Raw genomic sequence first — 23766 nt, 5'->3', positions numbered from 1 at the left:
CTGCAGCGGAGTGGTGCGCATGTCCTTGCTCGATGTTAGAACCAGATGTTTTGTGTTCGATCGAGTTCAGGAACTCCGCCCACGCCAGTGGGCGTTGTTGTTTGTGCCGCTAAGCAACACTCCTTGCCCTTCAGCATGAATCTCGCTTGAAGGGCGTATGAGCGAAGTCATTCACCTCAGCGTATGCGAGTCATTCCCTTGTCCATTGCGCCCCACGCGTTGTAGTGCTCTACGGATCCGTGCCGGAGAATCAAATGTCAGATAACCAATTGAAATCGACACGTCGTGAGTTTGTAGCGCAGGCAGCAGTCACGGCTTTGGCGGGCGCTCTTGGCGCTGGCGCGGAGGCACAGCCTCATGACTCCTCTAGACCCAACGTCCTGTTCCTCATGTCGGATGACATGCGTGTTGAGCTTGGCTGCTACGGCAGCCGCTTCCGCGCGCAGAGCCCCAACCTCGACGCACTCGCCAAGCGTGGTGTGCGCTTCGATCGCAACTACTGCCAGTTCCCGCTTTGCAATCCTTCGCGCAGCTCGCTTCTGACGGGACAGGTTCCTCTTGAGACAGAGGTCCTTGGCAATCGCACCAACTTCCGCGATACAAGGCCGGACCTCACCAGCCTCCCGCAGTTGTTCAAGGAGCAGGGATATGTGACCGCACGCAGCGGCAAGATCTTCCACGATATCTACGACGACGAGAAGGCATGGACGGTAGGCGGCGGCAATGCAGTTACTCAGCAGCCCGGTCATGAGTCCGCACAGCTCGGCCATAAGCTGGTCATCCCACGAGAGGCAGTGCCATCACCGCCATCAGGCGTCGTTCCACCGCTGCCCCAGGACAATCAGCAGGCGATGCACTCCGACCAGATCATCGTGCTCGACGGCGACGGAGAAGGACATCCCGAAAACCGGGTTGCGGAGAAGGCGATCGAGTATCTCAGGACCTATCGCAACCAACCCTTCTTCATCGGCTGCGGCTTTTCCAAACCGCATAGTCCACCGACTGCCCCGCAGCGCTTCTTCGATCTCTACGATCCTGCGAAGCTTGAGCTTACGCCGGACTTTGCCGCATGGCCCACCGTGCCGCCGGGCTTTCCCAAGGCTGCCATCCGCATGCGCAACGCTGACCTCTTCATCGGCAGAGGTGCAAGCACTCACGAGGCCCAGGAGGTTATCCGTGCCTATCTGGCCTCCATTTCGTGGGCCGATTGGAATATCGGCCGCGTGCTCGCGGAGCTTGATGCGCTTGGCCTTCGTAAGAACACGATCGTCGTGTTCGTTGCGGATCATGGCTATCAGCTCGGCGAAAAGGGAAAGTGGTCCAAGGCCGGCTCCCTCTTTGAGATGGGCACGCGCGTTCCGCTCATCATCCACGACCCCAGAGCAGCCGGAAACGGCGCAGCCTCCGTTCGCCTCGTCGAGTCGCTGGATCTCTATCCCACGCTGGTCGAGCTCTGCGGCCTCAAGCCGCCGGCGGGTGGACTTCAGGGCACCAGCCTCACCCCTCTGCTACGGCGGCCCAAGGCTGCGTGGGATAAGCCCGCGTACAGCATCTGGAGCGAAGACGGTAAGACCGTTCATGGTGTTGCCGTACGCCACGACCGCTGGCGCTACGCAGAGTTCGGCGAAGACGGAGTCAATGGCCGCATGCTCTTCGATGAGCAGGAAGACCCGCTCGAGATGAAGAACCTTGCCGAGCATCCCGATCACGCCGCACGCTGTGCAAAGTTTGCCACGCTTGCCCGAGCTTACGTCCGCAGACAAAGAGCCGCGGCCTCAGCCACGTAATTTACGTAGCAGTTATGGAGTAGCCCAAGTGATCCTGTCGCGAAAACGTATCCTCGCAACTGCCTCTCAGCCGTCCCATCCCCGATGTTGAATCATCCAGCGCTCGCCCGCCTGAGCTAGCACTCAGAGCCCATTTCTCAGCCACAAACCGATAGCAAATCACGTCCTCGCGGCGAACGCCCTCGTTCGCTCAAAAGCACCTTGGAGATCAGATGAACGCCTCACGCACGCCCCGTTATCGACACGCACTCTTTTTCTTGCTGCTCTGCTTCGCACTGCTCTTTCAGGGACACTTCGCCTCCGCTCAGAACGGCGGAGAAGGCGCGATCACCGGCACCGTCTCCGACCCGGGCGGGGCTCGCATCCCGACCGCCACGATCACGGCAACGAACGTCGGCACCGGTGTCGTCATCACACGGCCCGCATCGTCCAGCGGCCTCTACCAGCTCAGTCCCTTGATCGTCGGGACCTATACCGTCACCGTCTCCGCACCGGGCTTCCAAGGCTTCACCCAGGAGAACATCACGATCAACGCCGCGCAGGTCTTCGGCCTCAACCTCACGCTGAAGCCCGGCAGCCAAGATGAGTCCGTCACCGTGACCGCCGCGCCTCCTGCGCTCGATACGACCAACGCCACGCTGGGCGGGACCATCACCAGTGACGAGTACATGGAACTGCCGCTGCTCGTTGCCGGCAACCAGCAGCGAGATATCACCCAGTTCTCGAACCTGCTGCCCGGAGCACAGCCCGGTGCGCGCTCGTCACTGTTCTCCGGCACCGCGAGCCGCGTGGAGGAGGTGTTCCTGGACGGCATTCCCATCTCCACGATCAGCCAGATCGGCGACAATCGCCCGATCTTCAACATCATCCCTTCGGAGGCCATCGACCAGATCGGCGCGACCACGAGCGGCCAGTCCGTCGACGCGCAGGGCGCGGGTTCCGTCAACTACACCATGAAGTCCGGAGCCAACCAGTACCACGGCACCGTGGCCGACTTCATCCGCAATACCATCTTCGATACGTGGGGCTTCACTGCACCGGCCGTGCCCTCGCAGAGAAGCGTCAACGGCGTCATTCAATCCGGGCCACCGGTCAAACCCGCCGACCACCAGAATGAGTTCACCGCAGCCGCTGGCGGTCCTGTGCGCATTCCATTTCTCTTCAATGGGCACGACAAGCTCTTCTTCTTCGGCGCCTACGATCTGACGCACGCAAACTCCGCACCCACCTACGCCACTGCGACCATTCCTACCTTGTTGATGCGCACCGGCGACTTCACCGAGGTCCCCTACACCATTTACGATCCCACCACGCTCACCTGCCCCACCTCAACCACATGCACTCGCCAGCCGTTTACGGGGGTAAAGAACGGCCTCCCCACGGCGAACGTCATCCCCACCAACAAGCTCTCACCGATCAGCCAGACCATGCAGTCCTTCCTGCCTGCTCCTACTACGTCCGGGATTCAGAACAACTATCTCGGCGGCTATCCGCAGGGCAATCACAACTGGCTGTACTCCGGCCGTATCGACTACGACGCATCCACCAAGCAGCGGATTTCGTTCGTCATCGCCGGCGGCAACACACACCCGATCCCTTACACCGGTAACAGTTCCGTGCTGCCCGTGCCGTATCTTGCATCGGTTTATACGCAGACCGGTGGCCACTGGGCTGATCTGGAAGACATCTACACGATCAAGCCGAACCTCGTAAATCAGTTCAAGTTCGGCTTTGCGAATCTCGGCGGTAAGCCCTCACGCAACCTCACCCAGGACGTCGCGCAATACGAAGCCGTCAACATGGGCATCAACTTCAGTGGCCTTCCTGCTGACTCGCAGGCTGTGACCGAGTTCCCCACCTCCACCTTTTCCGGCAGCAACGCTCAGACCCAATGGGCGGACGGTGTGCCCGGAACCAGCAAGACCACGGTCGATGAGTCGTACACCACCGTCGACAACCTGCTGTGGGTCAAAGGCCGGCACGCCATGACCTTCGGTATCCAGATTCAGCAACTGGAGCTGAATCAGTCTGCACAGGATGGGCCTACCTCTGGTATTACCCTTGCATGGGGCGTCAATGAGACCGCCCGGATCAACGGCACGTCCTACGCCAGCAGCACCGGCTACGCCTATGCCAGCTACCTGCTCGGCGCAGTCGCAAACACGAGCGTCAGTGTGCTGCCCTTTTCGGTCCTTGGCGGCCGATATCATCCACTGGCCCCATACTTCCAGGACAACTACAAGGTCACGGAGAAGCTCACGCTCAACCTGGGCCTCCGCTGGGACTACCTGCCAACCTACAACGAGGTCCTGGACCGCTTTTCCTTCCTCAACCCAAACCTCACCAACCCCGTGACGGGAAATCTCGGAGCGCTGCAGCTTGCCGGTAACCACGGCGGCGCGGGCGTAAGCTGCGGATGCAGATCGCCCGCGAGCAATTACATGAAGAACTGGGGTCCGCGTGTGGGCCTTGCCTACTCCGTCAACGACAAGACCGTCATCCGCGCAGCCTATGCCCTGGTTTACTCGCACGGCGGCGGAACGGGCGGGGCCGGAGGTGCTTATCAGGGAACCGGTTCGCTGGGACTCACCAGCACCCCTTCCTTCACCGACGGGGGCGCAGGCACTGGTGCAGGTCCGGCTTTCTACCTCAACAACAGCGCCGGGTTTCAGGCCCAAGGTCTGAGCAATAACAACTTTGGCGGCCCGGGATATACCGTACCGGCCGTCACAGCGCCAGGGCCCATCAGCCAGACCCTCAACGTCGGCAACTACGTCACTAGTGCCGGAGCCTACGTCTCTCCGGGCGGCATCAGCTATCTCGATCCTTATGTCTCCGGCCGCTCGCCAGAGTTCTCGTTTTGGAACTTTGGCTTCCAGCGCGAGCTCATGCGGGACCTCACGCTCATGGTCAACTACGCTGGGTCTGAAAGCCACTTCCTCGCCGGTGCAAGCAATATCCGCGGTCTGCAATCGGGTCAGATCGATCCTCGCTACTACATGCTGGGAACCGCTCTGCTCTCGGCTCCTGCAACCACCGCCAACATCGCCAAGGCTAGCGCGATCGTGCCCGGCATCGCTGCGCCCTACTCCGGATACTCGCAGGCTGCCAGCACAACGAGCGGCGCTGGCAAAGCAACCATCGGCCAGATGTTGACCTGGATGCCGCAGTTTTCCAGCGTCACCGATACGTGGGGCAGCCAGACCGCCAACGCCTCCTACCACTCCCTCCAGCTCTCGGTCGCCAAGCGCCTTTCGCATGGCCTCACCCTCAACCTCAATTACACGTACGGCAAGCAGATCGACGACACCGGCACCATCCGCAGCGGCTACGCCATTCCCGCCAACCTTACCCTCAACGGGAAGGCCTGGGCGCAGGACCGCATTGACCGCGGCCTCAGCGCCACCAGCGTTCCGCAGAACCTCTCCATCTACGGTGTCTATAAGCTTCCTGCCGGTGGCAAGGGCGAGTTTTTGGGCGATCACCTTCTCACGCGCGCTATCCTCGGCGGCTGGAATCTCTCCGGCATCTTCACCTATGTCTCCGGCACTCCGCTCGCCATCACCTCGTCAGCTTGCACCTCTTCATCCGAGCCCGGTGCAGGACAGTGCATGCCCGACATCAATCCCAACTTCGCAGGCAAGACTATCCGCCAGAACGGCAGTTGGGGCAAAGGCATCACTGCAGCCAATTTGGGTGCCATCTCCTATCTCTCGGGCGCAGTCACCAGCACTACGCCGGGACAGGGCGTAGGCGGAGCAGCCTGCACCAGCAGCTCCGGCCCCTTCTGCAACTCCGGAAGCCTCATGATCGGCGATGCGCCTCGAACCGCGGCTTTCGGTCTCCGCAACCCCAGCGTCTATAACCTCAACATGGGCGTACGGCGCTCCTTCGATCTCAACGAGCGCTTCAAGTTCATCTTTGCCGTCGACTGCCAGAATGTAACCAATAAGGTTACGTTCAGCGGCATCACCACGAATATCAACAGCTCCGCCTTCGGAACTCTCAGTGGCGCAACCAGCAACTCAGGGAGCCGAGACTTTCAGTTCTCCGGACGTATCCGCTTCTAGTCTGATTCACCAGTTACTCCAAAAGAGCTTTGAAGGAAGAGTGGATAAGAGCCACTTATCACGGTGAGCTTTCAACCATTGATGAGTTCCTACTCATTTGAATGTTGCCATCTCACCTTTGCAATCGCTACAACGAAGATCCGACTGGACTTTAGACCTGAATCTCTTACGGATACACTTGATTGAGGGGATCGAAATGAGAATTGATGAGCGAATTGTGGGTGATGAAGGCCAGGAAAGATTTGCTGCGGCTACGGGAGATCGCAATCCCATACATATGGATGCGGTTCAAGCTCGGCGCACACAGGCCGGTCTGCCAGTAGTGCATGGCATGCATACGCTGCTTTGGGCTCTGGAGACGCTGACCACGGAAGACCACATCGTTCGATGCCCAACCCGTATCAAAGTGAAATTCTTGAAATGGGTTTATCTCGGAGATATGGCCGAGATCATTCTGGTCTCCTCCGTGGAGTCGATTCTCCGCTTCAGGGTAGAGGTGGCGGGCATGAGCACGCTAAGCGCTGAAATACACTTCGGAGCTTCTAGTGCGGATCAACAAATAGAGCTGGAAGACATACACTCACGGTCGGCGCAAACACCTCTCGAGGCTCCACGCAATCTTGATCTGGCTGAGTTGGAGAAAATAAGTGGGAATGCGTTTGTAGCTACGAAACAAGATATGCGTCAAATGTTTCCCGATCTCTGTGACTTAGTTGAAGCCCGAACGGTAGCCGAGTTAGCTGCCTGCTCGTATGTCGTTGGGATGGAAGCTCCCGGCCTGTATTCGACTTTTTCAAAGCTTGATCTTGAAATCGGTTTGACGCCGACGGGTGGCGCCGGAGAGTCGCTCTCCTTCAACGTAGCTCGGGTGGACGAACGCTTTCGTAAGGCGCAGATTCACGTCATTGGATCAAACATAGATGGTTTTTTGGACACGTTCGTCAGAACGCCCCCAGTTGAACAGGCCACCATGCCAGAACTCGCGAGCCGGGTGCGTCCCGAAGAATTCGCCGATATGAGAGCGCTCATCATTGGGGGGTCTCGAGGGCTGGGAGAACTCACGGCCAAACTCATCGGCGCTGGTGGCGGCTCATCAACTATTACCTATACCCTGGGGAAACTAGAAGCCGGTAAGGTCATCGATCAGATTCGCAGCGCCGGCAAGCAAATAGAAATGCTGCCCTACGACGTTCGCAAGCCTGCTGCATCTCAACTTTCTCTTCTCAATGGCCCAATCACTCATTTGTTTTATTTTGCTACGAACGCTATCTTCCGTCCCAAGGGAGAGGTGATGTCCTCCTCGATCCTCGCTGATTTTTCTGTGTTTTATATACAAGGCTTCTACGACTTATGTAAGGAGCTTGTAGGGTCCGAAAAAACATACGTCTCCGCAAAAGCTCCGCTGGCTGTTTATTATCCTTCGTCAATTGCAGTTGAGGAACGGCCTGCTGGAATGACCGAATACTCAATGATCAAGGCCGCGGGAGAGATCCTGTGTGACGATATGAACCAGCATATGCCGGGGCTGCACATCATCACGACACGCTTGCCCAGACTACGAACGGATCAGACTGCGGGAGTACTTCCTGAACGCGAACAAGATCCCGTCGATATTCTGCTGCCCATTCTCCGTAAGCTTTCCTCCTCTGCGGGCGTTAAAGCTTAGCTACCTTCTCGATGGTTAGTTTTACAAGATCATTCACATCCTTTAAGTCCTGGAGTTCGCCCAAACCGAACTTGATCTTGTAGTGGCGTTCAACCATCTCGATGATTTCAATATGAGCCAATGAGTCCCAATCCGGGGTGTTCATCGCATTGGATGAGAGGGTAACGGTGAGATTTGGCTTGTCCAACGCCTCTTGAAAGATTGGTTGAAGTTCATCGAGAACACTATCGGTCGTCAGATTATGCATTTCCATACTCCTTGGTTTTACTGTGGGTGTTCCGTTTTGTATAACCTGCCAGGTTGAGGCGCCATACGGTACGTTTGTCTGGGTATTCCATCCCCTCGCCCGTGTCCGGCTCAAATCCTAGACCCTGGTAGAAATTTTCTACCATCGTATTCTTACTCGTTGGAATATAGTAACCGACGATTGACTCTAGTTTATGAGAGTTGGCTTTCTCAACCAAGGCATCGAGCATCGCTAACTCCATGTCACGTTTCAAAACTCGACAACTCATAAGCCACAGGTCGACGTAGAGAACGGTATTTTCTATTCTTCCTATAACAACCGAGATCAGCCCGTTGTCTCCGAAACGATCTACAAGCTTACCGTACAACGGAATGTAGGCCGGGTCGGAAGAGAAGGCTTCTATCTCACTGAAGCTCAAACGCAGCGTCGTCAAGTTGAACTGATTCGTCTTATTTGTTAGTTGAGCTATGCGTTCAAGGTATACCGGTTTGAACGTCGAAATCTCAGCTATCATTTCCAGCGAATCGAGATACTCTCCATAATCAGAAAACTTTTGCGCCTGAACGGAACGCTTCGAGTTTTGCGCGTACAGGGTGGCTCGGGCAAGATCCTCTTTCGAAAGTGAAATTGATTCGAAGAAGCGACCGGCTTCTATGATTGCAGGATAACGTACGGGATCGTTCCCTACATCAGGCACTGCAACCTCTGGTATCTGGGCTCTGACGATCTCACGTTCCGCAGGATTGTCGTCAATAAAGACGAAACTATCCAAGCCAAGATTTAGTTCCAAAGCTATCGAGCGGATGTTTTCATGTTTTGGATCCCAATTAGCCTTGAAACTGGATATGTGTTCCAGCTTCAGGATAGAGCTTGGGTGCATAAAGCCGGCTCTTGCGGTCTCGTCATTATTTTTTGAACAAACCGCTAACAACACCCCTCGATCGCGAAGCCCCAGGCAGTACTCCTGAAATTCGATGAAGGCCTCTCCCATGGGGGTCTCGCGACCTAGCTGAAGACCGTCGACTCCGTCATCGCCGATGACTCCGCCCCATAATGTATTGTCAAGATCAAGCACAAGAACCTTGCGCTTCTTTCCGTAGATCGCTTTGACAATCGCATTTAATGAACGTGCTATTTCAAGATTTGCTTCAGCTGTGTATAGCAGTTTGTAACTAAAGTAGCGGCTCCAGTCGAACCAGCGCTTGAGGCCTACATGAGCGGAGATGCTATGGATGTCTTGCAGAATCGTGTTGGAACGCTCGGCAATAGCTTTTGCAAAGGCCACATTGAGTTCTGAGAGGAATCGGCCTCTGCCCCCACTCGACGATGCATCCAGACTTCCCAGAAAGCTATAAGCAGAGACCTCAAAATTATTTTGCACAATCTGGCAATGAACATTCGCGTCCAAAGCACTCCAAATCTCCTGGAATCGCTCCAGTTCGCTCGCTACGCAGCCAGCGAGCTGTTCCTCTGAGCAATTTAGAGGGGGGTAGTTCTGAATGTTTCGATTTGAGGTGTGGATATAGACCAGATCGGGCTTAAAGTCGATAAGCGTCTGAGGATCATAGACTGCGTCCTCATAGAATCTCCCATACTCCGACTGATAAAAGACCGGCCGGAAATGACTGGCAAGCAGCAGGATCTCAAGGAGATTGACGAACTCGTTCGTTGTCGATCCTCCAAGTACAGCGATTCTGAGTTCCCGCAGGCCGTCCGACGCTGAGAGTTCTCTTCGAATACTTTTCCGGTTTCGGAGGATGTCGTCAATGGAGCAGAAGTCGAAATCAAGCATATGTAGATATGCTACAAGTTCTTGCCGCCTGGGAGCGATCCGGAGGAGTCGTCTCAACTAAATTCTTGCGAGTGCGCGTGATTCGAGATCTTTTTGGAATCAATGGCTCAGGGGCTCCGACTTCAACGCTTTCGTAAGCGCTTGTGTGAAGATCTCTGAAGATTGCGGGACCCCTGGCGCCCTTACATGGGTGTAGTCCAAAGCAAAAAAAGTAGGATCAAGCGCTGCTGGAGAGGATGTCAAATCGCCACGATAGGAACGGTTCGTGATTAGTTGGGCGTTTCGACAGTTGGGAATCGGAGATATATACAACCACGTCTGTGTTGCCTGAGAGCGATAGGAGTTGATAAACCGGTCTACCGTGTCAGAGCCCACTGGATTGGTGAGGGCGGTGGGCAACGAGCAGTCTTCGGACAAAGAAGGGGCATGCGCGGGAACATCTGCATGGCCGTGTCTCGCTACGATCTGGGCTTGTCCCGATGTGTGATGTGCGAAGGTGACCAGGGAGTTTTGAACTACGGACGAATAGAACTCCAGAGGATAGTTGAGGAGATGGAGCGGGTAATGGCGGAAGTACGTGATGATCTCGGAAGCCGGGGCGGTACGGAGGAGTATGTCTTCTCCTTCAAACAGATTTTCCTTTGGCTTTCCTGCATTGAAGTCAAGATCCCAAGGAGCAAAATAAAACACGATCAACCGAGGAGCCTTGTTGTGTTTAAGATAGCCCCGGAGCACATCATCTTGAGTTACCGCTAAGGACCCCAAAGTATTAGGCAGATTGATGACTTTGAGGTTCAAGGCATTGCCGACCTGCACCGGATCAAAACCGAAGACTGCGCTGGAGTCGCCGAACACCACGATATCCGCATTTACGTCATTCGCAGAGTATCCATAGTCCAAAAGAGGGCCAAAGAATGTTCCGAAGCGCCTATCGTAACCTGGCATTTTGTTAATAACAAAGGGCAATAAATACAGGACGATTGCAGAAAATCCGAGCAGAGCGATGTAGCGCCCCATGCGCATGGGAACGCGCGGCTCTATTTTCCCTAAACCTTCTCCATCTTCGCTAGTCATATTTTGTCTATTCGTTCCAATCATCAGAATTGGAAATACAGAAATGTTGATGGATCTTGAAAGTGGGATACCGAAATGACCAGGGCGGCTGACAGCATGACCGCCCAGAGGAAGGTGGGGCTCCAACGAAATGTGAATACGGCAGGTTTTGCGTCCGACTCGGCCAGAGCCAATGAAGGCTTGAAATTGATCAGGATTTGCTGGGTGTTGGGTAGAAGCCAGACGATTATAAATCCCAAAACCAATAAGGCCAGGGCACTTAGGAGCGGGAAGCCAGAAAGCGCGGCCGTCGAGCTCTGACTATGGTGGAAACCAAAGGTGTTTCTGAGTAGAAGAAGCGCATTTCCTGTGCTGCTCGATCGAAAGAAAACCTGGCTTACTATGACCGCGAAGAAAGTAAGGCCTACGGAAAAGATGTGACGGAACTGTTGCCCAATCCATTTCGGTATTAGATTGGGTCTCTTTGTCCGTGTAATCCTCCAAGCATGAGCCGAAGTGATGTAGCCTCCGTGAAGCAGGCCGTAGATGATGAATCGAGATCCTGCTCCATGCCAGATGCCCGCGATCCCCATAGTAAACAGTGTGGGAATTGCGATCATATTGGCGAACCCGGATACAGTATTGAGCGCTTTTCGATTGACGGCGAGTCCTTGTTTTTGGCGGTGCTCCCTGATCAGTTTTTGAACCGGAGTGAAGACATAGCTGGTTATGTACTGGGTAAGAGTCATATGCCACCTATTCCAGAAATCGATGATATTGGAGGCTTTGTAGGGTGATGCAAAATTGAGTGGAAATTGGATGGAGAACATTCGAGCCAGCCCGAGGGCCATATCCGAGTATCCTGAAAAATCAAAGTAAAGCTGAAGTGCATAGGAGAGGATTGCGATCAATCCCGCGAGCCGGGACACTCCACCTGGTGCAGCGAATGCAGGGTCAACGGCCGATATGAAGTTATCGGCCAGCATGACCTTCTTGAACAGTCCCATGATGAACCACGAGAAGCCGACGGCTACGTCATCCGCGTTGAGTCGATAGTCTCTGCCCTCCGCGAATTGGGGCATGATCGATTTGTGGTGAAGGATCGGGCCTGCAATCAGGTGGGGGAAGAAGGTAACGAAAAGCATGTAACTGGAGAAGTCTTGAAGTTCAGCGGCATTCTGCTGGAGATCGACAAGATACGCGATCTGAGTAAAGGTAAAAAAGGAAATGCCGAGCGGGAGCAAGACGCGGCCCCAATCGTGGTTTGTGTGGGTGAAGGAAGTCACGAAGATGAGAAACGGAAAGAGATACTTGAAGTAGCAGAGCGCCCCAAGATTCGCGCAGATCGCGAGCGCGAGCCAGATATGAGTGCCGATTGAGTTTGGGATACGTCGCACGATCAGACACGCGATGAGGTAGTTGAGCAGGATCGAGATGCCAAGAATAATCAGAAATGTTGGATGCCAATAGGCGTAAAAAGCGAGCGAAGCAATGCCCAACCAAACAACAACTCCACGACGATGAAGACGTCCCGCAATCTGATACCCAAGCAGAGCAATGGGGAGAAAGATGAACAGAAAAGGGAAGGAGTTAAACAGCATGGGTCAAGTCCGGATCTCGTTTCAAGTTGTTGGTCATTGCGAGTCAATTATCCGAGCGCAGCCGAAACGCCAGAACTGAAATTCAGAGTCCCATCATAATTTAGGTGTTGACCAAAGCGAAGGAGGATCCGTTTTTAGCAGAAGGGACCGTAGCCACGCCTCCTGGAGGCGTCCTCCAGAGTCGACGGTGCGAAGTGCATGCCTTTTCCAGTAAATTACCTGTCGATCGACTTCCTTCGTAAAGACGCTTTCGCGTCTGGGTGTTGCCGATGGAGAAAGAGATTCGCATGGGTCGCGCGTTGTAGATGACTCGCACAAGACCATGAGAGGCTCGATACTACACTCGAAGGCCTGTGCCACGTCGCATTCGCCATCCTCGTAGGGGCAAGATTCGTCTAAATTGCAGGCACAACTTCATGACTGGAGCGAAAGCCGGTGTCTCCATGGTTGACCTTGCCCGCCTCCACCGTGAGGGCTGCGTGCATCCTGGCTCCCCAAGGCTGCACCTCTCCCGTTGTCGTGCAACCAAGGCTGACCGGATTCTCCAAGTGCATGGGCAGATCCGCGCCGCCCCGGATGTTGATCGCTCCTTGCACGGTGACTCCACGGAGATAAAAGTTTTCACCTGGAGATCGACTATGGCCAGACAGCGCAAGTGATGAACGAACTTCTACTCATAGGTGACGCGGAGTTCGCCCAGACCTTCGATGGTGGAGATCACCTCGTCACCCGGTTTAACCCAACGGCGTAGCATCGCAGGTATTTTTTCTCCGAGGATCACTCCCTGCGGCGTGCCTGTGAAAAGAATGTCGCCTGGTTGGATCGTCATGATGCCTGTGATGTAGCTGATGAGTTTTCGGCAATCGAAGATCATGTCGCTCGTCGTCCAATCCTGGCGTCGCTCTCCGTTGAAGAAAGTTTGCAGGCGGAGATTGTTCGGATCGGCTATGCGGTCCCGGGTTACGAGCCAAGGGCCAACCGGAGCGAAGCCGTCCGAGATCTTGCCAGCGGTGATCTGCGTCGTCTGTTGCTGAAGCGTGCGGGCACTCACGTCGTTGCCGATCGAGTAGCCAGCCACGTAGTCCAGAGCTTCCTCTTCCTTGACGTCACGGCAACGCCGACCGAAGACGATGACGAGTTCCGTCTCGTAATCGAAGTGACTGTCAACACGGGTGGGTAGAGTCACCACACCGTTATGGTGGTTGAGTGCGTTGCTGAACTTGGCGAAGAGTGGTGGAGCCTTCGGGATTGGGGTGCCGGTTTCCTCGGCATGCTTCTCGTAGTTGAAACCCACGCAGATGATCTTCTCGGGTCGCGTGACCAAAGGGGCGAAGATGACGTCCTGCAGTTTAATCAGCACCGCAGTTTCAGGTCTGTCCGCGACCGCATCCCGGATGCGACGGACCTGCTCCCCCAAGCCATGTTGAAGAAGGTCGTCCATATCCCGCGGGGCTGACATCCCGAGTGCGGCACCTGTAGCAGTTAGGTCGAGCACGCCTTCCTCAGTCTCCAGACCCAGTGCATAACCGCTCTTTGTCTGAATGTTTGCAAGTCTTGCGTTCAGGGATGCCACATCCTGATGAATGTCAGTGCTGTGAGTCATGCTGTGTCCTTGTGGCTCGGTACGGCGAACAGGCTTTTAGATAAAGCGAGAATGAAAGGAGATCGAGAGCGGCGCTAACCGCTCTCGACGAGGCTAAACCAGTCCGGTCATGTTTGGTTGGCCGTTGGAAGCGGTGACGCCGCCGTCTACGGGCAGGTTGACGCCATTGACGAACGAGGCATCCTCGCTTGCGAGGAAGGCGATGACACTCGCGACTTCCTCCGGCCGGGCACCTCGTCCGATGGGGAGACGATCCGTGAACTTTGCGATGAGCTTATCGTTCTTCTCGAACTCGGCGGTCATTTCGGTCGAGGTGAGGCTGGGATTCACGGCATTCACTCGAACGCCCTGCGAGCCTAGTTCCAGGGCCAGAGCGCGGGTGAGATTCGAGACGGCACCCTTGGCTGTGTTGTAGATGCTGCCTCCCCAATCGCCACCCAGACCTGAGACAGACGAGACGTTGACGATGTTGCCCCTGGTCTTCAGCAAATGCGGTAGTGCGGCGCGGATAGCAAAGTACACCCCATCGACATCGATGCTCATGACCTTGCGCCATTGCTCCGTCGTGCTGTCCAGGATCGGACCGAAGGCAGATACGCCTGCATTGTTGACGAGCACATCGATCTTGCCGAACTTTGCGACGGTGGCTTCGATCAACTGCTTGACATAGCCCTCATCCGCAATGTCTCCGCTGTGCAGCAACACCCGGCCATCATCAAAGCCCTCCGCTGTTTCGCTGAGCTTGTCCTTGCGTCGCCCGTTGAGCACGACCAATGCTCCCTCCGCGAGAAAACGCTTGGCTGTGGCCGCTCCAATTCCCGATCCTGCTCCCGTCACGATTACTACTTTTCCATCAAAACGATTCATTGCAATCTCCTGATTCACTTGTTCTTAGTTGCGGTTGGTGGTGGAGTGTTCATTCAGCACAGGGAAGCCGCGCTGATGCCAGACCGGGTATGCCGCGGGGGCATCGCTGGCAGCATCCAGTGTCGCGATCTGTTCCGCGGAAAGAGTCCAGCCGACAGCGCCGATGTTCTCAATGAGCTGCTCTTCATTGCGGGCACCGATCACGACGGTCGCGACCGTGCGCTTCTGAAGAAGCCAGTTGAGAGCGATCTGCGGAACTGTCTTTCCTGTTTGTTCGGTTAACGCGAGCAGGGCATCCACGATGCGATAGAGTCGCTCCTCTTCGTACTTCGGACCTGTACCCGCGATGTCATGGGCGCGCGTTCCGGGCTTCGCCGGTTGATCGCGGCGGATCTTACCAGTTAGTTTGCCCCAGCCGAGCGGGCTCCAAATCACTGCACCGATGCCCTGATCCTGCCCGAGCGGCATCAATTCCCACTCGTAGTCCCGGTTCAGCAAGGAGTAGTAGACCTGATGCGCGACGTGTCGGGGATAGCCATACTGTGACGAGGTCATGACGGACTTCATCAGATGCCAGCCCGAGAAGTTGGACGCACCGATGTAACGCACCTTGCCGGAACGAACGAGCTCATCCAAGGTTGAAAGTGTCTCGTCTACTGGAGTGTTGTAGTCCTGTCCGTGGAGTTGCAGCAGATCGATGTGGTCAGTGCCCAGGCGGCTCAACGACGCGTTCACCGCTTCGACCAAGTGCTGACGGGAGGAGCCGTAGTCGTTCAGGCCTGGACCCGTTGGAAAGGTGACCTTGGTCGAGATGAGGAGGTTGTTACGCTTGCCTGCGATGGCCTTACCGAGGATCGTCTCTGCGAGACCGGCTGAGTAGCCGTCTGAGCTGTCGAACATGGATACGCCGTGATCGAGGCAAACGTCGATCAGGCGGCTTGCGCCGTCGGTATCGGTCGCTCCCCAGGCCTTGAAGAAATCCCCTTGTCCGCCGAATGTGGCGGTGCCGAAGCTCAATGCTGGAACACGTAGTCCTGAATTACCTAATCTTCTGATTTCCACTTGTTGTCCCTTCTTTGTTGTCGCTGCAAGAGCGCACTAACTCATGTACCAGCCACCGTTGACGTTGATGGTCTGGCCAGTCATGTATCCGTTTTCGGCAAGCATCAAGGCGACGGAGGCAACTTCATCGACTGTTCCAAAGCGCCCGAGCGGTATGAGGGTGGGCTTGATGCGGTCATTGCCTTTGAGCATGTCGGTTTCGATGAGGGCCGGAGCGATGGAGTTGACGGTGATGCCTTCCTTTGCGAGGAGGCTTGCGTATCCGTGGACGAGACCAATGATTCCGGCCTTACTTGCGGCGTAGTGAGGCCCGATCACTCCTCCCAACTGGGCTGCCACAGAAGAGAGCATGATGATGCGTCCCCATCGTTGAGCGCGCATGGCTGGCAGGACGGCTTGAGTCACGTAGAACGCGGAGCTCAGATTGACGGCTATGGTCTCATCCCAATCTTCAGTGCTGATTTGCTCCAGAGGTTTGCTGGGGTTGATACCCGCATTGTTGACGAGGATGGAGATTGGGCCAAGCTCACTGGCGGCTTGCTGTACGACACTCGCTGCTTGCGCCGCCTTCGAGAGATCTGCGAAGTAGACGAACGCCTGACGACCCATAGCCCGGATTTCATCGACGACGGCATACGCGTCAGGGCCAGCAGTACGACCAATGAGCGCAACATCCGAACCCGCCTTTGCAAGAGCGAGAGCGATCTCTCGTCCGATGCCACGGCTCCCGCCAGTCACCAGCGATATCTTTCCCGAAAGACCGCTCATCTTAGCGGCCTTCCTTGTCGAGGGCGGCGAATGCATCACGCGCCGCCTCAAGGGCACCGATAGAAGTGGGAAGACCCGCAGCGAAGGTAATTTGCACGAGCGCTTCGACGATCTCTGCACGGGTTGCACCTGCCCGAAGCGCCGCTCCGATATGCATCTTGGCCGCACCGTATCCCGTGGCGCCAAGAGTTGCGCAAGTCGCGACGATGATGAGTTCGCGCGTCTTCAGATCGAGACCGGGACGGTGATAGGCCGTACCGAACTCTGCTTCCAGAATGAGTCGGCCGAATCCAGGCGCAATGTCCTCGAAGCCTTTTTCAAATTCGGCCGCAGACGTGCCGAGCGAAGACGTAAAGGTTTCGGAACCAAGTTTGTAGAGGGTGTCCGTTGCGGAGGGAGTGAGTTCGTTAGCCATAGGGATGAGATGCACTTATCTGTGCAGAAGTAGCATTGCCAGTGCAAGAGAGTGCCGTATGATCATCAGAATGCTTCCTCGTCCTGAACGGTCCATCTTCGAATCCCTGGCTCAGCTTGACGTCCTGTCGAAGCGTGACACCATCCTGGCGGCGGCGAGTCGGGTCTTCATTCAGCACGGTTACGAAGGAACCAGCATGGAGCTCGTCGCTCAGACGGCAGGGTCTGCCAGGCGAACCCTCTATAACCAGTTTCCAGAGGGGAAGGCGCAGTTGTTCCATGCGGTGGTCGAGCGTATGTGGATGGCGTTCCCGGTTATGTCGATCGATACGGATGAGGCGATGCTCGCCGATCCTGCCAAGGGTCTTCGTACGATTGGATACGCAATCGGCGAGTTCTGGCGGTCTCCTCTTGCCGTCTCATTTCTGCGCATGATCATTGGAGAGGCCTCACGATTCCCGGAGCTGATGAGGAGCTTCTTCGATGCGGGAAAGACCCCGGCGGTGGGGGCGATCCGAAACTACATTGCGGAGTTGGGCAAGCGAGGTGTGCTCAAGCTTACCGATGCCGAACTCGCATCGCAGCAGTTCATCGGGATGGTGGACGAGTCCCTCCTTTGGGTTCGTGTCATGGGGTCTGAGGCGGAACTCTCTTCGGCGCGGATCACAGAGGTTGTTGAGCAAGCGGTTGTGATCTTCCTGGGGCACTATCTCCGCGGCAAGCTTTCCACCAAGTCACCCAAGGCGCGAAGAGCTAAGAGTGCTCTCGGGATTCGATCTCGGGTCCCTTGACTCTGTCTCTGCCAAACCAAACTCTCGATTAGTCGACCGATTGACCTCGTCTTGGAATGGGCCCTCGTAGCTTGTCTCCTGCTGGACGCGCCGCCAGGCGTTGAGTGTCTGGGTGATTGAAGTCGTCAGCGTCGATTCCGAGATAAAAGGCAGGATATCTTGATCCGTGGTCAACACAGCCCAGCCCACCGCAGCCTTTGAAACGAAGAATTTAAGGGATTGACCTGCTCGCTGCAAAGGATGCGAGGTGCGGAGCCACAAAGAAAAGTCAGGAAAGTGTGCTGTTGTCTGGCCGATCAAGCGGAATGGGCATATGCCAAGCTCGAGATTGTTCACGACGCGAACGGTGTTGACGAGACGTCCCAGGCAACGCGAAAAAAGACGGCATAGGCCGCTGAAGTTCGGGTCCTGAGACATCCAGTCGACCGCGGTGAATGGCTCGGCTCCCATGCTGAATGCCGTTCTGAGGATTCCAACCCTTTGCATATAGACACGATTCAGAGAGGTCATCTCTTCTGCCTCGATCGCCAAATGGCCCCCGCGCTCTCCAAAGGCCAAAGAGCCCAATGCCGGAGCGCCAATTCCATCGCAAGGACCATACCAGCGCACTGTGCCGTGCAACCTCTCTCGTCGACGCCACAAGGCGTCATTCGCTTTGTCTATGTGACGGATCTTTCCGTGGGCCGGAATCCCCAGGAGGTTCTGCGTGTCCTCGATGCCTTGCAGACCGATGAACTATGCCCCTGCAACTGGCAAAAAGGCGAAGAGACCATCGCAGCCTAAAAGGAGATTGCATCATGACGTCAGACGCTCTTACGGTTCCCTATCGGCGTTCGCGAAGGACCTGAAGTTGAACGACTCTACGCTCATCCGCAACAACACGGAACTGACCCTGCAACAACTCTGGGGCACAGTGGTTGCGTCCGCGATAGGCACTCGAAACTCCGTCTTGACTGCAGCTGTATTAGCGGAAGCCTCGAAGCATCTCTCTGATGCTGCCATCGAAGCAGCCAAAGCAGCCGCGGCCATTATGGGGATGAACAACATCTATTATCGCTTTCAGCATCTTTCGAGCAACGAGGAATATGCAAGATTGCCCGCTCGATTGAGGATGAATGTCCTTCGTTCGCATGGCGTGGAGCCGCTTGATTTCGAGCTCTGGTCGCTGGCCGTCTCGGCCATCAACGGCTGCGGCAAGTGCGTTGATTCCCATGAGAAAGTCGTACGGGACAAGGGGGCGGCGGAAGAGTTGATCGCTGCTGTCGATGTGACCCTGCATGGTAACGGCGTATTTTCCCGGTGGGTAGCCTCTGCATCGCCCGGGGCCAGCGTGGAAAGTTACTTGCCGTGCGGGGTGTGTAAGGCCCCCGCCTCGGGCAGGTGCTGTATCTTTGCAGGCGATGAGACGGCTGCCCCGTCGATTCTCACGATCCTTCAATCTCTTCCCGACGGCGTCAAGGAACGATCCTTCATCGAAGTTGAGAGTGAGATGGACATTCCACTCTGCACCCGGGAATTGGAGACAGACATCTGTTGGCTCTCGCGAGATGCAGGGAGGCACCCAGTCGGACACCTCCTGACGAATGCCATCACATCCATCCCCAATCTAAGGTCAAATGATATTGGTTAGCCGGAGAGCAAGGAGTCGTCGGGTCTTTGCGCGAGCACTGTCTCTTGACGTGTGGGATTCAAGGTCGGTGTCTGCAGGCTGCTGGGTATTGGAAGCAAGGTCAAGAGCAACAGCGCGATGAAGACGGGGAGTATCAGGTGGTTATCCGTGCGCATGAAGATGAAGATGTTTTCAGCGACGGTTACCTCACGTCATATCTACATTGAGCGCGGCAATGCGGGGGTCCTGGAGCATGTCCTGGCCTCGGCAAGCATCCCGGGCACGAGCGCCGCTTCTGCTTCCCTCGCCTCTTACGTCCCCGCTGTCACGCAGCCTCACTTCACCGCAGACCTTGATGCCATTGAATCCTGGCTCTTACACGCACACGCTCAGTGCAACGGATGGCACACCGGCCCGCAGCGCCACCTACACTCTTCCCGTGACCGCTCGCTAAATGAGACAGGGATCAACCTCAATGGGCACTTGACTGAGGCCCGGGCGGGCGACACTTTGACCGACCGCTCTCTCTTGTAGAAACAGTCATTTGACTGCATACCCTCTGTGCCGCGAGCGAGTTATTGCTTTGTAAGTCCGGCGAATAACTTCATGCCAGTGTTGGATTCATCGATCGAGACCGCCCGGATGCGTCCACATGGCTAAGCGACCGATGTGGAGCGCTTCATCTCTTCGTTTAGCAGAAGAGCCTCGGCTATTTCACGCATGGTCTTCCTTCTCTGTCGACTTTCGCGCTGCATCATGCGGTATGCGTCGCTTTCAGAGATGCTCAGGTCCCTTTGCAGCAATCCCTTGGCGCGGTCAATCGCTTTCCGCGTCTCAAGCCGATCAGCCAATTGCAGGTTTTCGGTGTCCAGCCGGGCGCGTTCAATTTCAGCGCCTACAAGATAGCCGATCAGGGAGAGCAACCGGACTTCCACACTGCTGTGACTGTAGGACAGGCGATGCTGCAGGTTGATGACGCCGATGACCCTGGTCGCGCAGACGATGGGCGTACATAGCATGGCCTCGAAGGTGTCCTCCGGAATGTTCTTGAATTTCGAAAAGCGCGGATCTTCCGAGGCTCTGGAGGCGATTGCGACTGGCTCGCGGTGTTCGGCGACCCAGCCCGTGATCCCCTGCCCCAGCTTGATGCCGAGCGAGTCGACGATATCTGCGTGAGGGTTTCTGGAAGCACGGAGAACCAGCTTCTCTCCTTCGAGGGTGTAGAGGAAACAGGAGTCGCAGGGAATCATCGTGGTGACGAACTCGAGGATGCGGTCGAGCACGGTGTGGAGGGGGTCGGAGGCGGCGAGGCGGCGGGATATCTCATGCAGGAAGTCAAAGGAGCTGAGGCCGTCGCTGAAGCCGGCCATGGTGGGAGTCGACTCGGCTACGCGGCGGACTGCATGGCGGGATTGGGCGACATGGGTGAGTGGTTCGCCGGGGGCAGGGGCCGGCTCAAACTCCTCTTCGGGCGGCAGCGACGCTCGCTGGCGTTTGCCCTGCAGCACCTGGGCGGAGTACTGCGCGGCCTCGTTGATGAGGAAGCCCATTTTGGGGCGAGAGGGCTCGAAGTCCGGGGGAATGCCGTAATGCAGGAGCTCGGCGGTTGTCGTGGGGCCTACCGAGACCACCACGACGGAACGTAGACCAGCGAGCATCTCGGCGACCTGGTTCATCTCCTGCGCGATCAGCATGAGGTGGATGACCTGGACTGCGGTCGTAAAGAGCACAACATCCACACTGGCGTGGGTGAGGCCGTGGACGCACTCGCGCAGTGGTTTGAGATCGTGCGGCAGCGCCCATTGATACACCGGCACCTTGAAGACGGAGGCGCTGCACTCGGTCAATTCCGCGAGGAGTTCCGGGTTGGACGCTCCGTACTCCTGCAGGGCAATGCGTTGGTCCTTGAGCGAGTCGCCAAAGTAGGCGTGCATGGCGGACATGAGCTCATGCCAGGTTGTGGGCTCGGACGCGGTTGCGACCGAGCGGAGCTTTAGTTCGCGTAATGCGGCTTCTGGTTTCGAGCCTCGCGTCACAATTTTTATTCTTCCCAAGGCTTCGAGAAATTCCGTTCGAGAATAGCGTGTCTCGACAATTTCCAGCAGAGCCCGAACTCCAACACCGGTCATAAAGATGACGACATCGAGTTCGCCGCGCATGAGGCGGTCCGCAAAGTCCAGCGCGGCATGGTTCGATTCGAGCTTCACCTCTCGCATGAAAGGCACGACGAAGGGCTGTCCGCCATAGGTGCGGATGAGCTTCTCTACCTCTTTGGCCCGTCTGGATTCGAGTGAAAGAACCCGCAGACCGTCAAAGCTTGCGTGCGCCATCAAGACTCCATCCGTAGTCCCCACTGCTGGGGTCGACTCGGCTGCTCCGGGCTTCAAGCAGCGCACTGGAGCAGTACAAGTTGGGACTGTTGGACATCAAGGTAACACACAATTTCAGACCACTTGGAGCCTGTGTCGAAACGGGCTTGTAACTTTGACGCAGCCGAATTATTTCACCGCTTTTGCGGCACGCTGCTTAATGCCGAACTTGTAAATGAGTTCAAGGTATCCGTAGTTTGCCTGTTTGCCCGCATAGAGCGCGCTGATGACGGTGCGGCCGTAGGAATGGGCGTAGTAGGTGTTCAGGCTGAGCGACGGGGTGACGGCATAGTCCGAGCTGATATCGAAGATGGACGCGAGGCTATTGTGCCCGTTGGCGGTGCGGCCGGTGACGCCGAAGACCTTGTTGTCGTACGCGCCGCCGCCGTTGTAGAGAAAGTCGGTGCTGGAGGTGAGCTGCAGGAAGTGCATGTCGCTGCGGAGATCCCAACGTTTGCTGGGGCTGTCCATGATCTGAATGAACTGATCCTTGCTGTTGATGGAGTTGTAGAAGGGAAAGCGGGCGTAGACGCGCGGCGTCGGCAGCACGGCGAAGAAGGTGTTGTGCTGGTCGTCGGTGTTGTTGTTGTCGCCGGTGGAGCGAAAGGCTCCGCCGCGAATCCAGGGCTTGCTTGCGACTTTGGTAAAGCGGTATCCGCCTTCGACGGCGTAGGCGCCGGAGTGCTGGTTCTGGACGCCCCACTGACCGTTCTGGACGACACCCCAGAAGAGCCCGTCGAATGCGCCTGGACCGGTGGGCAGGGTGCCGAGCAGGTCTGCGCCATAGCTGCCGATGCGGATGTTCCTGTGGTCCAGCGCACGGGCGGCGGCGGTCCGGTTGTCGGTCTTGGTCAGGCCGGTGCGGGCGTCGTGGTAGTCCAGGCCGAAGACGCGGAAGATCAGGCGATCCTTGAACTGGCGCCTGGTATAGGCGAGGTATTGAATGTCGACGTTGAGCTCAGGGTTGGAGTTCATGTTGAAGACGCCCTGGATGGCGCGGCCAGCCATGGCGGTGATGTCCCAGGTTCCTTTGCCGTAGTGGCCGTCGATGCCGTCGAAGGAGCGCTGGCCGTTCGAAAAGCCGAAGTTACCGACCAGGCGCTGCGCGACGCGGTTGGTTTGCAGCCAAAGCAGGGTTGGGTCTTTGGGAGTCGTCTCCTGACCTTCAAAGAATTCAAAGCGGCCGAGACGAAGGGTCGTGTCCGGCCCCTTGCCGTGGTAGCGCAGCCAGCCCTGTTTGAACGAGGCGGCCGACGGTGTGGTGTTCAGAGGGCCATTGGAGGCGTAGTACGTGCCTCCCAGAAAGAGCTGCCCACGTGCCGCTACCGGGTCGACGGCGGTCGTGGGAACGTCGAAGACGGTGTTTTCGGCCAACTCCGCCTGCCAGTCAAACTTGCCGACCTTCTGGGCGATGGCGATACGTAGCAAGTGCTCGACGTATGGGTACGTGCTGGTGTATACGCCGTCGTCGTAGTAGTTGAGGGCGTCGGCGCGGTTGCGACTGAGGAACGAGATGCTGACGGGATAGGTGCGCTTGACGGTTCCGGTTGCGATGGGCGAACCCAGAAATCCAGACGGGAGTTTGTTGGTGGCAGGCTGGGGCGAGGTGGCCGTCTGCGGCGTGGGGCCGTTCTGCAACTCGGGTCCATTGGAGCTGGAGACTGCCGGCTCGGTCGCCGCTGCAAGCAATAACGGCGCGTCCTGTGCGGCGAGATGCATGGAGAGGGAGAGAGCGGACAAGGCAAGGAGAGCGGTACGGGCAGGAAAGCGAGTCATGCGAGGGTATCTCCCGAAAGACGAAACAGAGTGGCCCGCGCCAGGGCGGTGGTATGGGGGCAAGTTGGCGGGCGAGAGAGAACGAGGGCAACGCCGGCTGAGGCGCATCGTTGCGCGTCGGCCAGCCTTGGCAAGTGCGACACAATCAGGGTATCGCGGGAGTTCAGGGGTGTTGTCCTTCAGATGTAACATGCGTCTCGTGCCCGCGCAACACTTTTGTCGATCGGGCGTTGGCTCCTGGTCTGCACGCTGTCCGGCAAAAAGCGCTTGCGTTCACCACGCTCTCCGGCT

At 56.6% G+C, this 23766-nt stretch carries 19 protein-coding genes; 7 read left to right on the top strand and 12 right to left on the bottom strand.

The annotated features are described in order from the left end of the window. Nucleotides 1–254: 254 nt before the first annotated feature. The 3 genes from ACIX9_RS00730 (at nucleotide 255) to ACIX9_RS00720 (ending at nucleotide 7523) form a co-directional block, all read left to right on the top strand. The gene (locus tag ACIX9_RS00730) at nucleotides 255–1787 is read left to right on the top strand and encodes a sulfatase (protein ID WP_013578552.1); all 1533 of its coding nucleotides are present in this window, start codon (nucleotides 255–257) and stop codon (nucleotides 1785–1787) included. Between the two features lie 212 nt (nucleotides 1788–1999). Continuing rightward, nucleotides 2000–5857 carry a carboxypeptidase-like regulatory domain-containing protein gene (locus ACIX9_RS00725; protein WP_013578551.1) on the top strand — a complete coding sequence of 1286 codons (3858 nt, stop codon included), beginning with the start codon at nucleotides 2000–2002 and terminating at the stop codon, nucleotides 5855–5857. Between the two features lie 196 nt (nucleotides 5858–6053). After that, entirely contained in the window at nucleotides 6054–7523 is a 1470-nt protein-coding gene (locus ACIX9_RS00720) for a MaoC/PaaZ C-terminal domain-containing protein (RefSeq protein WP_083808354.1), read from the top strand. On the opposite strand, the gene ACIX9_RS00715 is transcribed toward ACIX9_RS00720, so the two are convergent. The 10 genes from ACIX9_RS00715 to ACIX9_RS00670 all read right to left on the bottom strand — a co-directional run bounded on the left by ACIX9_RS00715 (nucleotide 7513) and on the right by ACIX9_RS00670 (nucleotide 16931). Then, nucleotides 7513–7770: an acyl carrier protein gene (locus ACIX9_RS00715; protein WP_013578549.1), complete on the bottom strand. Its 258-nt coding sequence runs from the start codon at nucleotides 7768–7770 to the stop codon at nucleotides 7513–7515. The two genes, ACIX9_RS00720 and ACIX9_RS00715, sit on opposite strands and share 11 nt — an antisense overlap. Then, complete coding sequence (locus tag ACIX9_RS00710) at nucleotides 7763–9562, bottom strand: HAD-IIIC family phosphatase (RefSeq protein ID WP_013578548.1); 1800 nt, start codon at nucleotides 9560–9562, stop codon at nucleotides 7763–7765. The genes ACIX9_RS00715 and ACIX9_RS00710 overlap by 8 nt, the downstream gene beginning before the upstream one ends. 99 nt (nucleotides 9563–9661) lie before the next feature. Then, complete coding sequence (locus tag ACIX9_RS00705) at nucleotides 9662–10636, bottom strand: hypothetical protein (RefSeq protein ID WP_157477180.1); 975 nt, start codon at nucleotides 10634–10636, stop codon at nucleotides 9662–9664. 23 nt (nucleotides 10637–10659) lie between these two features. Then, the gene (locus ACIX9_RS00700; RefSeq protein WP_013578546.1) at nucleotides 10660–12216 is read right to left on the bottom strand and encodes an MBOAT family O-acyltransferase; all 1557 of its coding nucleotides are present in this window, start codon (nucleotides 12214–12216) and stop codon (nucleotides 10660–10662) included. 395 nt (nucleotides 12217–12611) lie between these two features. Beyond that, nucleotides 12612–12812: a hypothetical protein gene (locus tag ACIX9_RS00695; RefSeq protein ID WP_013578545.1), complete on the bottom strand. Its 201-nt coding sequence runs from the start codon at nucleotides 12810–12812 to the stop codon at nucleotides 12612–12614. A gap of 74 nt (nucleotides 12813–12886) precedes the next feature. Then, a complete protein-coding gene (locus ACIX9_RS00690) occupies nucleotides 12887–13819 on the bottom strand; it encodes a fumarylacetoacetate hydrolase family protein (RefSeq protein WP_013578544.1) in 933 nt (310 codons plus the stop codon). 93 nt (nucleotides 13820–13912) lie between these two features. Continuing rightward, nucleotides 13913–14686: an SDR family NAD(P)-dependent oxidoreductase gene (locus tag ACIX9_RS00685; RefSeq protein WP_013578543.1), complete on the bottom strand. Its 774-nt coding sequence runs from the start codon at nucleotides 14684–14686 to the stop codon at nucleotides 13913–13915. A 24-nt stretch (nucleotides 14687–14710) separates the two neighbouring features. Then, on the bottom strand, nucleotides 14711–15748 hold the full coding sequence (locus ACIX9_RS00680) for an aldo/keto reductase (protein WP_013578542.1): 1038 nt from the start codon (nucleotides 15746–15748) through the stop codon (nucleotides 14711–14713). A gap of 36 nt (nucleotides 15749–15784) precedes the next feature. After that, on the bottom strand, nucleotides 15785–16516 hold the full coding sequence (locus ACIX9_RS00675) for an SDR family NAD(P)-dependent oxidoreductase (RefSeq protein WP_041596862.1): 732 nt from the start codon (nucleotides 16514–16516) through the stop codon (nucleotides 15785–15787). A 1-nt stretch (nucleotide 16517) separates the two neighbouring features. Further along, nucleotides 16518–16931 (bottom strand): carboxymuconolactone decarboxylase family protein, encoded by a 414-nt coding sequence (locus ACIX9_RS00670; protein ID WP_013578540.1) that lies wholly within the window; start codon nucleotides 16929–16931, stop codon nucleotides 16518–16520. Nucleotides 16932–17001: 70 nt separating this feature from the next. On the opposite strand from ACIX9_RS00670, the gene ACIX9_RS00665 reads away from it, so the two are divergent. The 4 genes from ACIX9_RS00665 (at nucleotide 17002) to ACIX9_RS27595 (ending at nucleotide 19557) form a co-directional block, all read left to right on the top strand. Next, nucleotides 17002–17721 (top strand): TetR/AcrR family transcriptional regulator, encoded by a 720-nt coding sequence (locus ACIX9_RS00665; protein WP_198152127.1) that lies wholly within the window; start codon nucleotides 17002–17004, stop codon nucleotides 17719–17721. Between the two features lie 615 nt (nucleotides 17722–18336). Continuing rightward, entirely contained in the window at nucleotides 18337–18504 is a 168-nt protein-coding gene (locus ACIX9_RS24405; protein ID WP_269744683.1) for a thioredoxin domain-containing protein, read from the top strand. Nucleotides 18505–18571: 67 nt separating this feature from the next. Next, complete coding sequence (locus ACIX9_RS24400) at nucleotides 18572–19351, top strand: carboxymuconolactone decarboxylase family protein (RefSeq protein ID WP_232298761.1); 780 nt, start codon at nucleotides 18572–18574, stop codon at nucleotides 19349–19351. A 26-nt stretch (nucleotides 19352–19377) separates the two neighbouring features. Beyond that, nucleotides 19378–19557: a hypothetical protein gene (locus tag ACIX9_RS27595; protein ID WP_157477178.1), complete on the top strand. Its 180-nt coding sequence runs from the start codon at nucleotides 19378–19380 to the stop codon at nucleotides 19555–19557. Nucleotides 19558–19986: 429 nt separating this feature from the next. On the opposite strand, the gene ACIX9_RS00640 is transcribed toward ACIX9_RS27595, so the two are convergent. Together ACIX9_RS00640 and ACIX9_RS00635 are read right to left on the bottom strand one after the other, a co-directional pair. Beyond that, on the bottom strand, nucleotides 19987–21726 hold the full coding sequence (locus ACIX9_RS00640; protein ID WP_232298760.1) for a uroporphyrinogen-III synthase: 1740 nt from the start codon (nucleotides 21724–21726) through the stop codon (nucleotides 19987–19989). A 102-nt stretch (nucleotides 21727–21828) separates the two neighbouring features. Then, a complete protein-coding gene (locus tag ACIX9_RS00635) occupies nucleotides 21829–23475 on the bottom strand; it encodes an alginate export family protein (RefSeq protein WP_013578534.1) in 1647 nt (548 codons plus the stop codon). Between the last annotated feature and the right edge of the window lie 291 nt (nucleotides 23476–23766).

The sequence above is a fragment of the Granulicella tundricola MP5ACTX9 genome (assembly GCF_000178975.2).
Lineage (GTDB): Bacteria > Acidobacteriota > Terriglobia > Terriglobales > Acidobacteriaceae > Edaphobacter > Edaphobacter tundricola.
Note: the sequence above shows the minus strand (reverse complement) of the source record. Positions and strands in the feature narration are given on the sequence as shown.

What these genes read in the sequence shown, in the direction of transcription:
- ACIX9_RS00730 (WP_013578552.1), top strand. Translation starts at nt 255, where the DNA reads ATGTCAGATAACCAATTGAAATCGACACGTCGTGAGTTTGTAGCGCAG.
- ACIX9_RS00725 (WP_013578551.1), top strand. Translation starts at nt 2,000, where the DNA reads ATGAACGCCTCACGCACGCCCCGTTATCGACACGCACTCTTTTTCTTG.
- ACIX9_RS00720 (WP_083808354.1), top strand. Translation starts at nt 6,054, where the DNA reads ATGAGAATTGATGAGCGAATTGTGGGTGATGAAGGCCAGGAAAGATTT.
- ACIX9_RS00715 (WP_013578549.1), bottom strand. Translation starts at nt 7,770, where the DNA reads ATGCATAATCTGACGACCGATAGTGTTCTCGATGAACTTCAACCAATC.
- ACIX9_RS00710 (WP_013578548.1), bottom strand. Translation starts at nt 9,562, where the DNA reads ATGCTTGATTTCGACTTCTGCTCCATTGACGACATCCTCCGAAACCGG.
- ACIX9_RS00705 (WP_157477180.1), bottom strand. Translation starts at nt 10,636, where the DNA reads ATGACTAGCGAAGATGGAGAAGGTTTAGGGAAAATAGAGCCGCGCGTT.
- ACIX9_RS00700 (WP_013578546.1), bottom strand. Translation starts at nt 12,216, where the DNA reads ATGCTGTTTAACTCCTTCCCTTTTCTGTTCATCTTTCTCCCCATTGCT.
- ACIX9_RS00690 (WP_013578544.1), bottom strand. Translation starts at nt 13,819, where the DNA reads ATGACTCACAGCACTGACATTCATCAGGATGTGGCATCCCTGAACGCA.
- ACIX9_RS00685 (WP_013578543.1), bottom strand. Translation starts at nt 14,686, where the DNA reads ATGAATCGTTTTGATGGAAAAGTAGTAATCGTGACGGGAGCAGGATCG.
- ACIX9_RS00675 (WP_041596862.1), bottom strand. Translation starts at nt 16,516, where the DNA reads ATGAGCGGTCTTTCGGGAAAGATATCGCTGGTGACTGGCGGGAGCCGT.
- ACIX9_RS00670 (WP_013578540.1), bottom strand. Translation starts at nt 16,931, where the DNA reads ATGGCTAACGAACTCACTCCCTCCGCAACGGACACCCTCTACAAACTT.
- ACIX9_RS00665 (WP_198152127.1), top strand. Translation starts at nt 17,002, where the DNA reads ATGCTTCCTCGTCCTGAACGGTCCATCTTCGAATCCCTGGCTCAGCTT.
- ACIX9_RS00635 (WP_013578534.1), bottom strand. Translation starts at nt 23,475, where the DNA reads ATGACTCGCTTTCCTGCCCGTACCGCTCTCCTTGCCTTGTCCGCTCTC.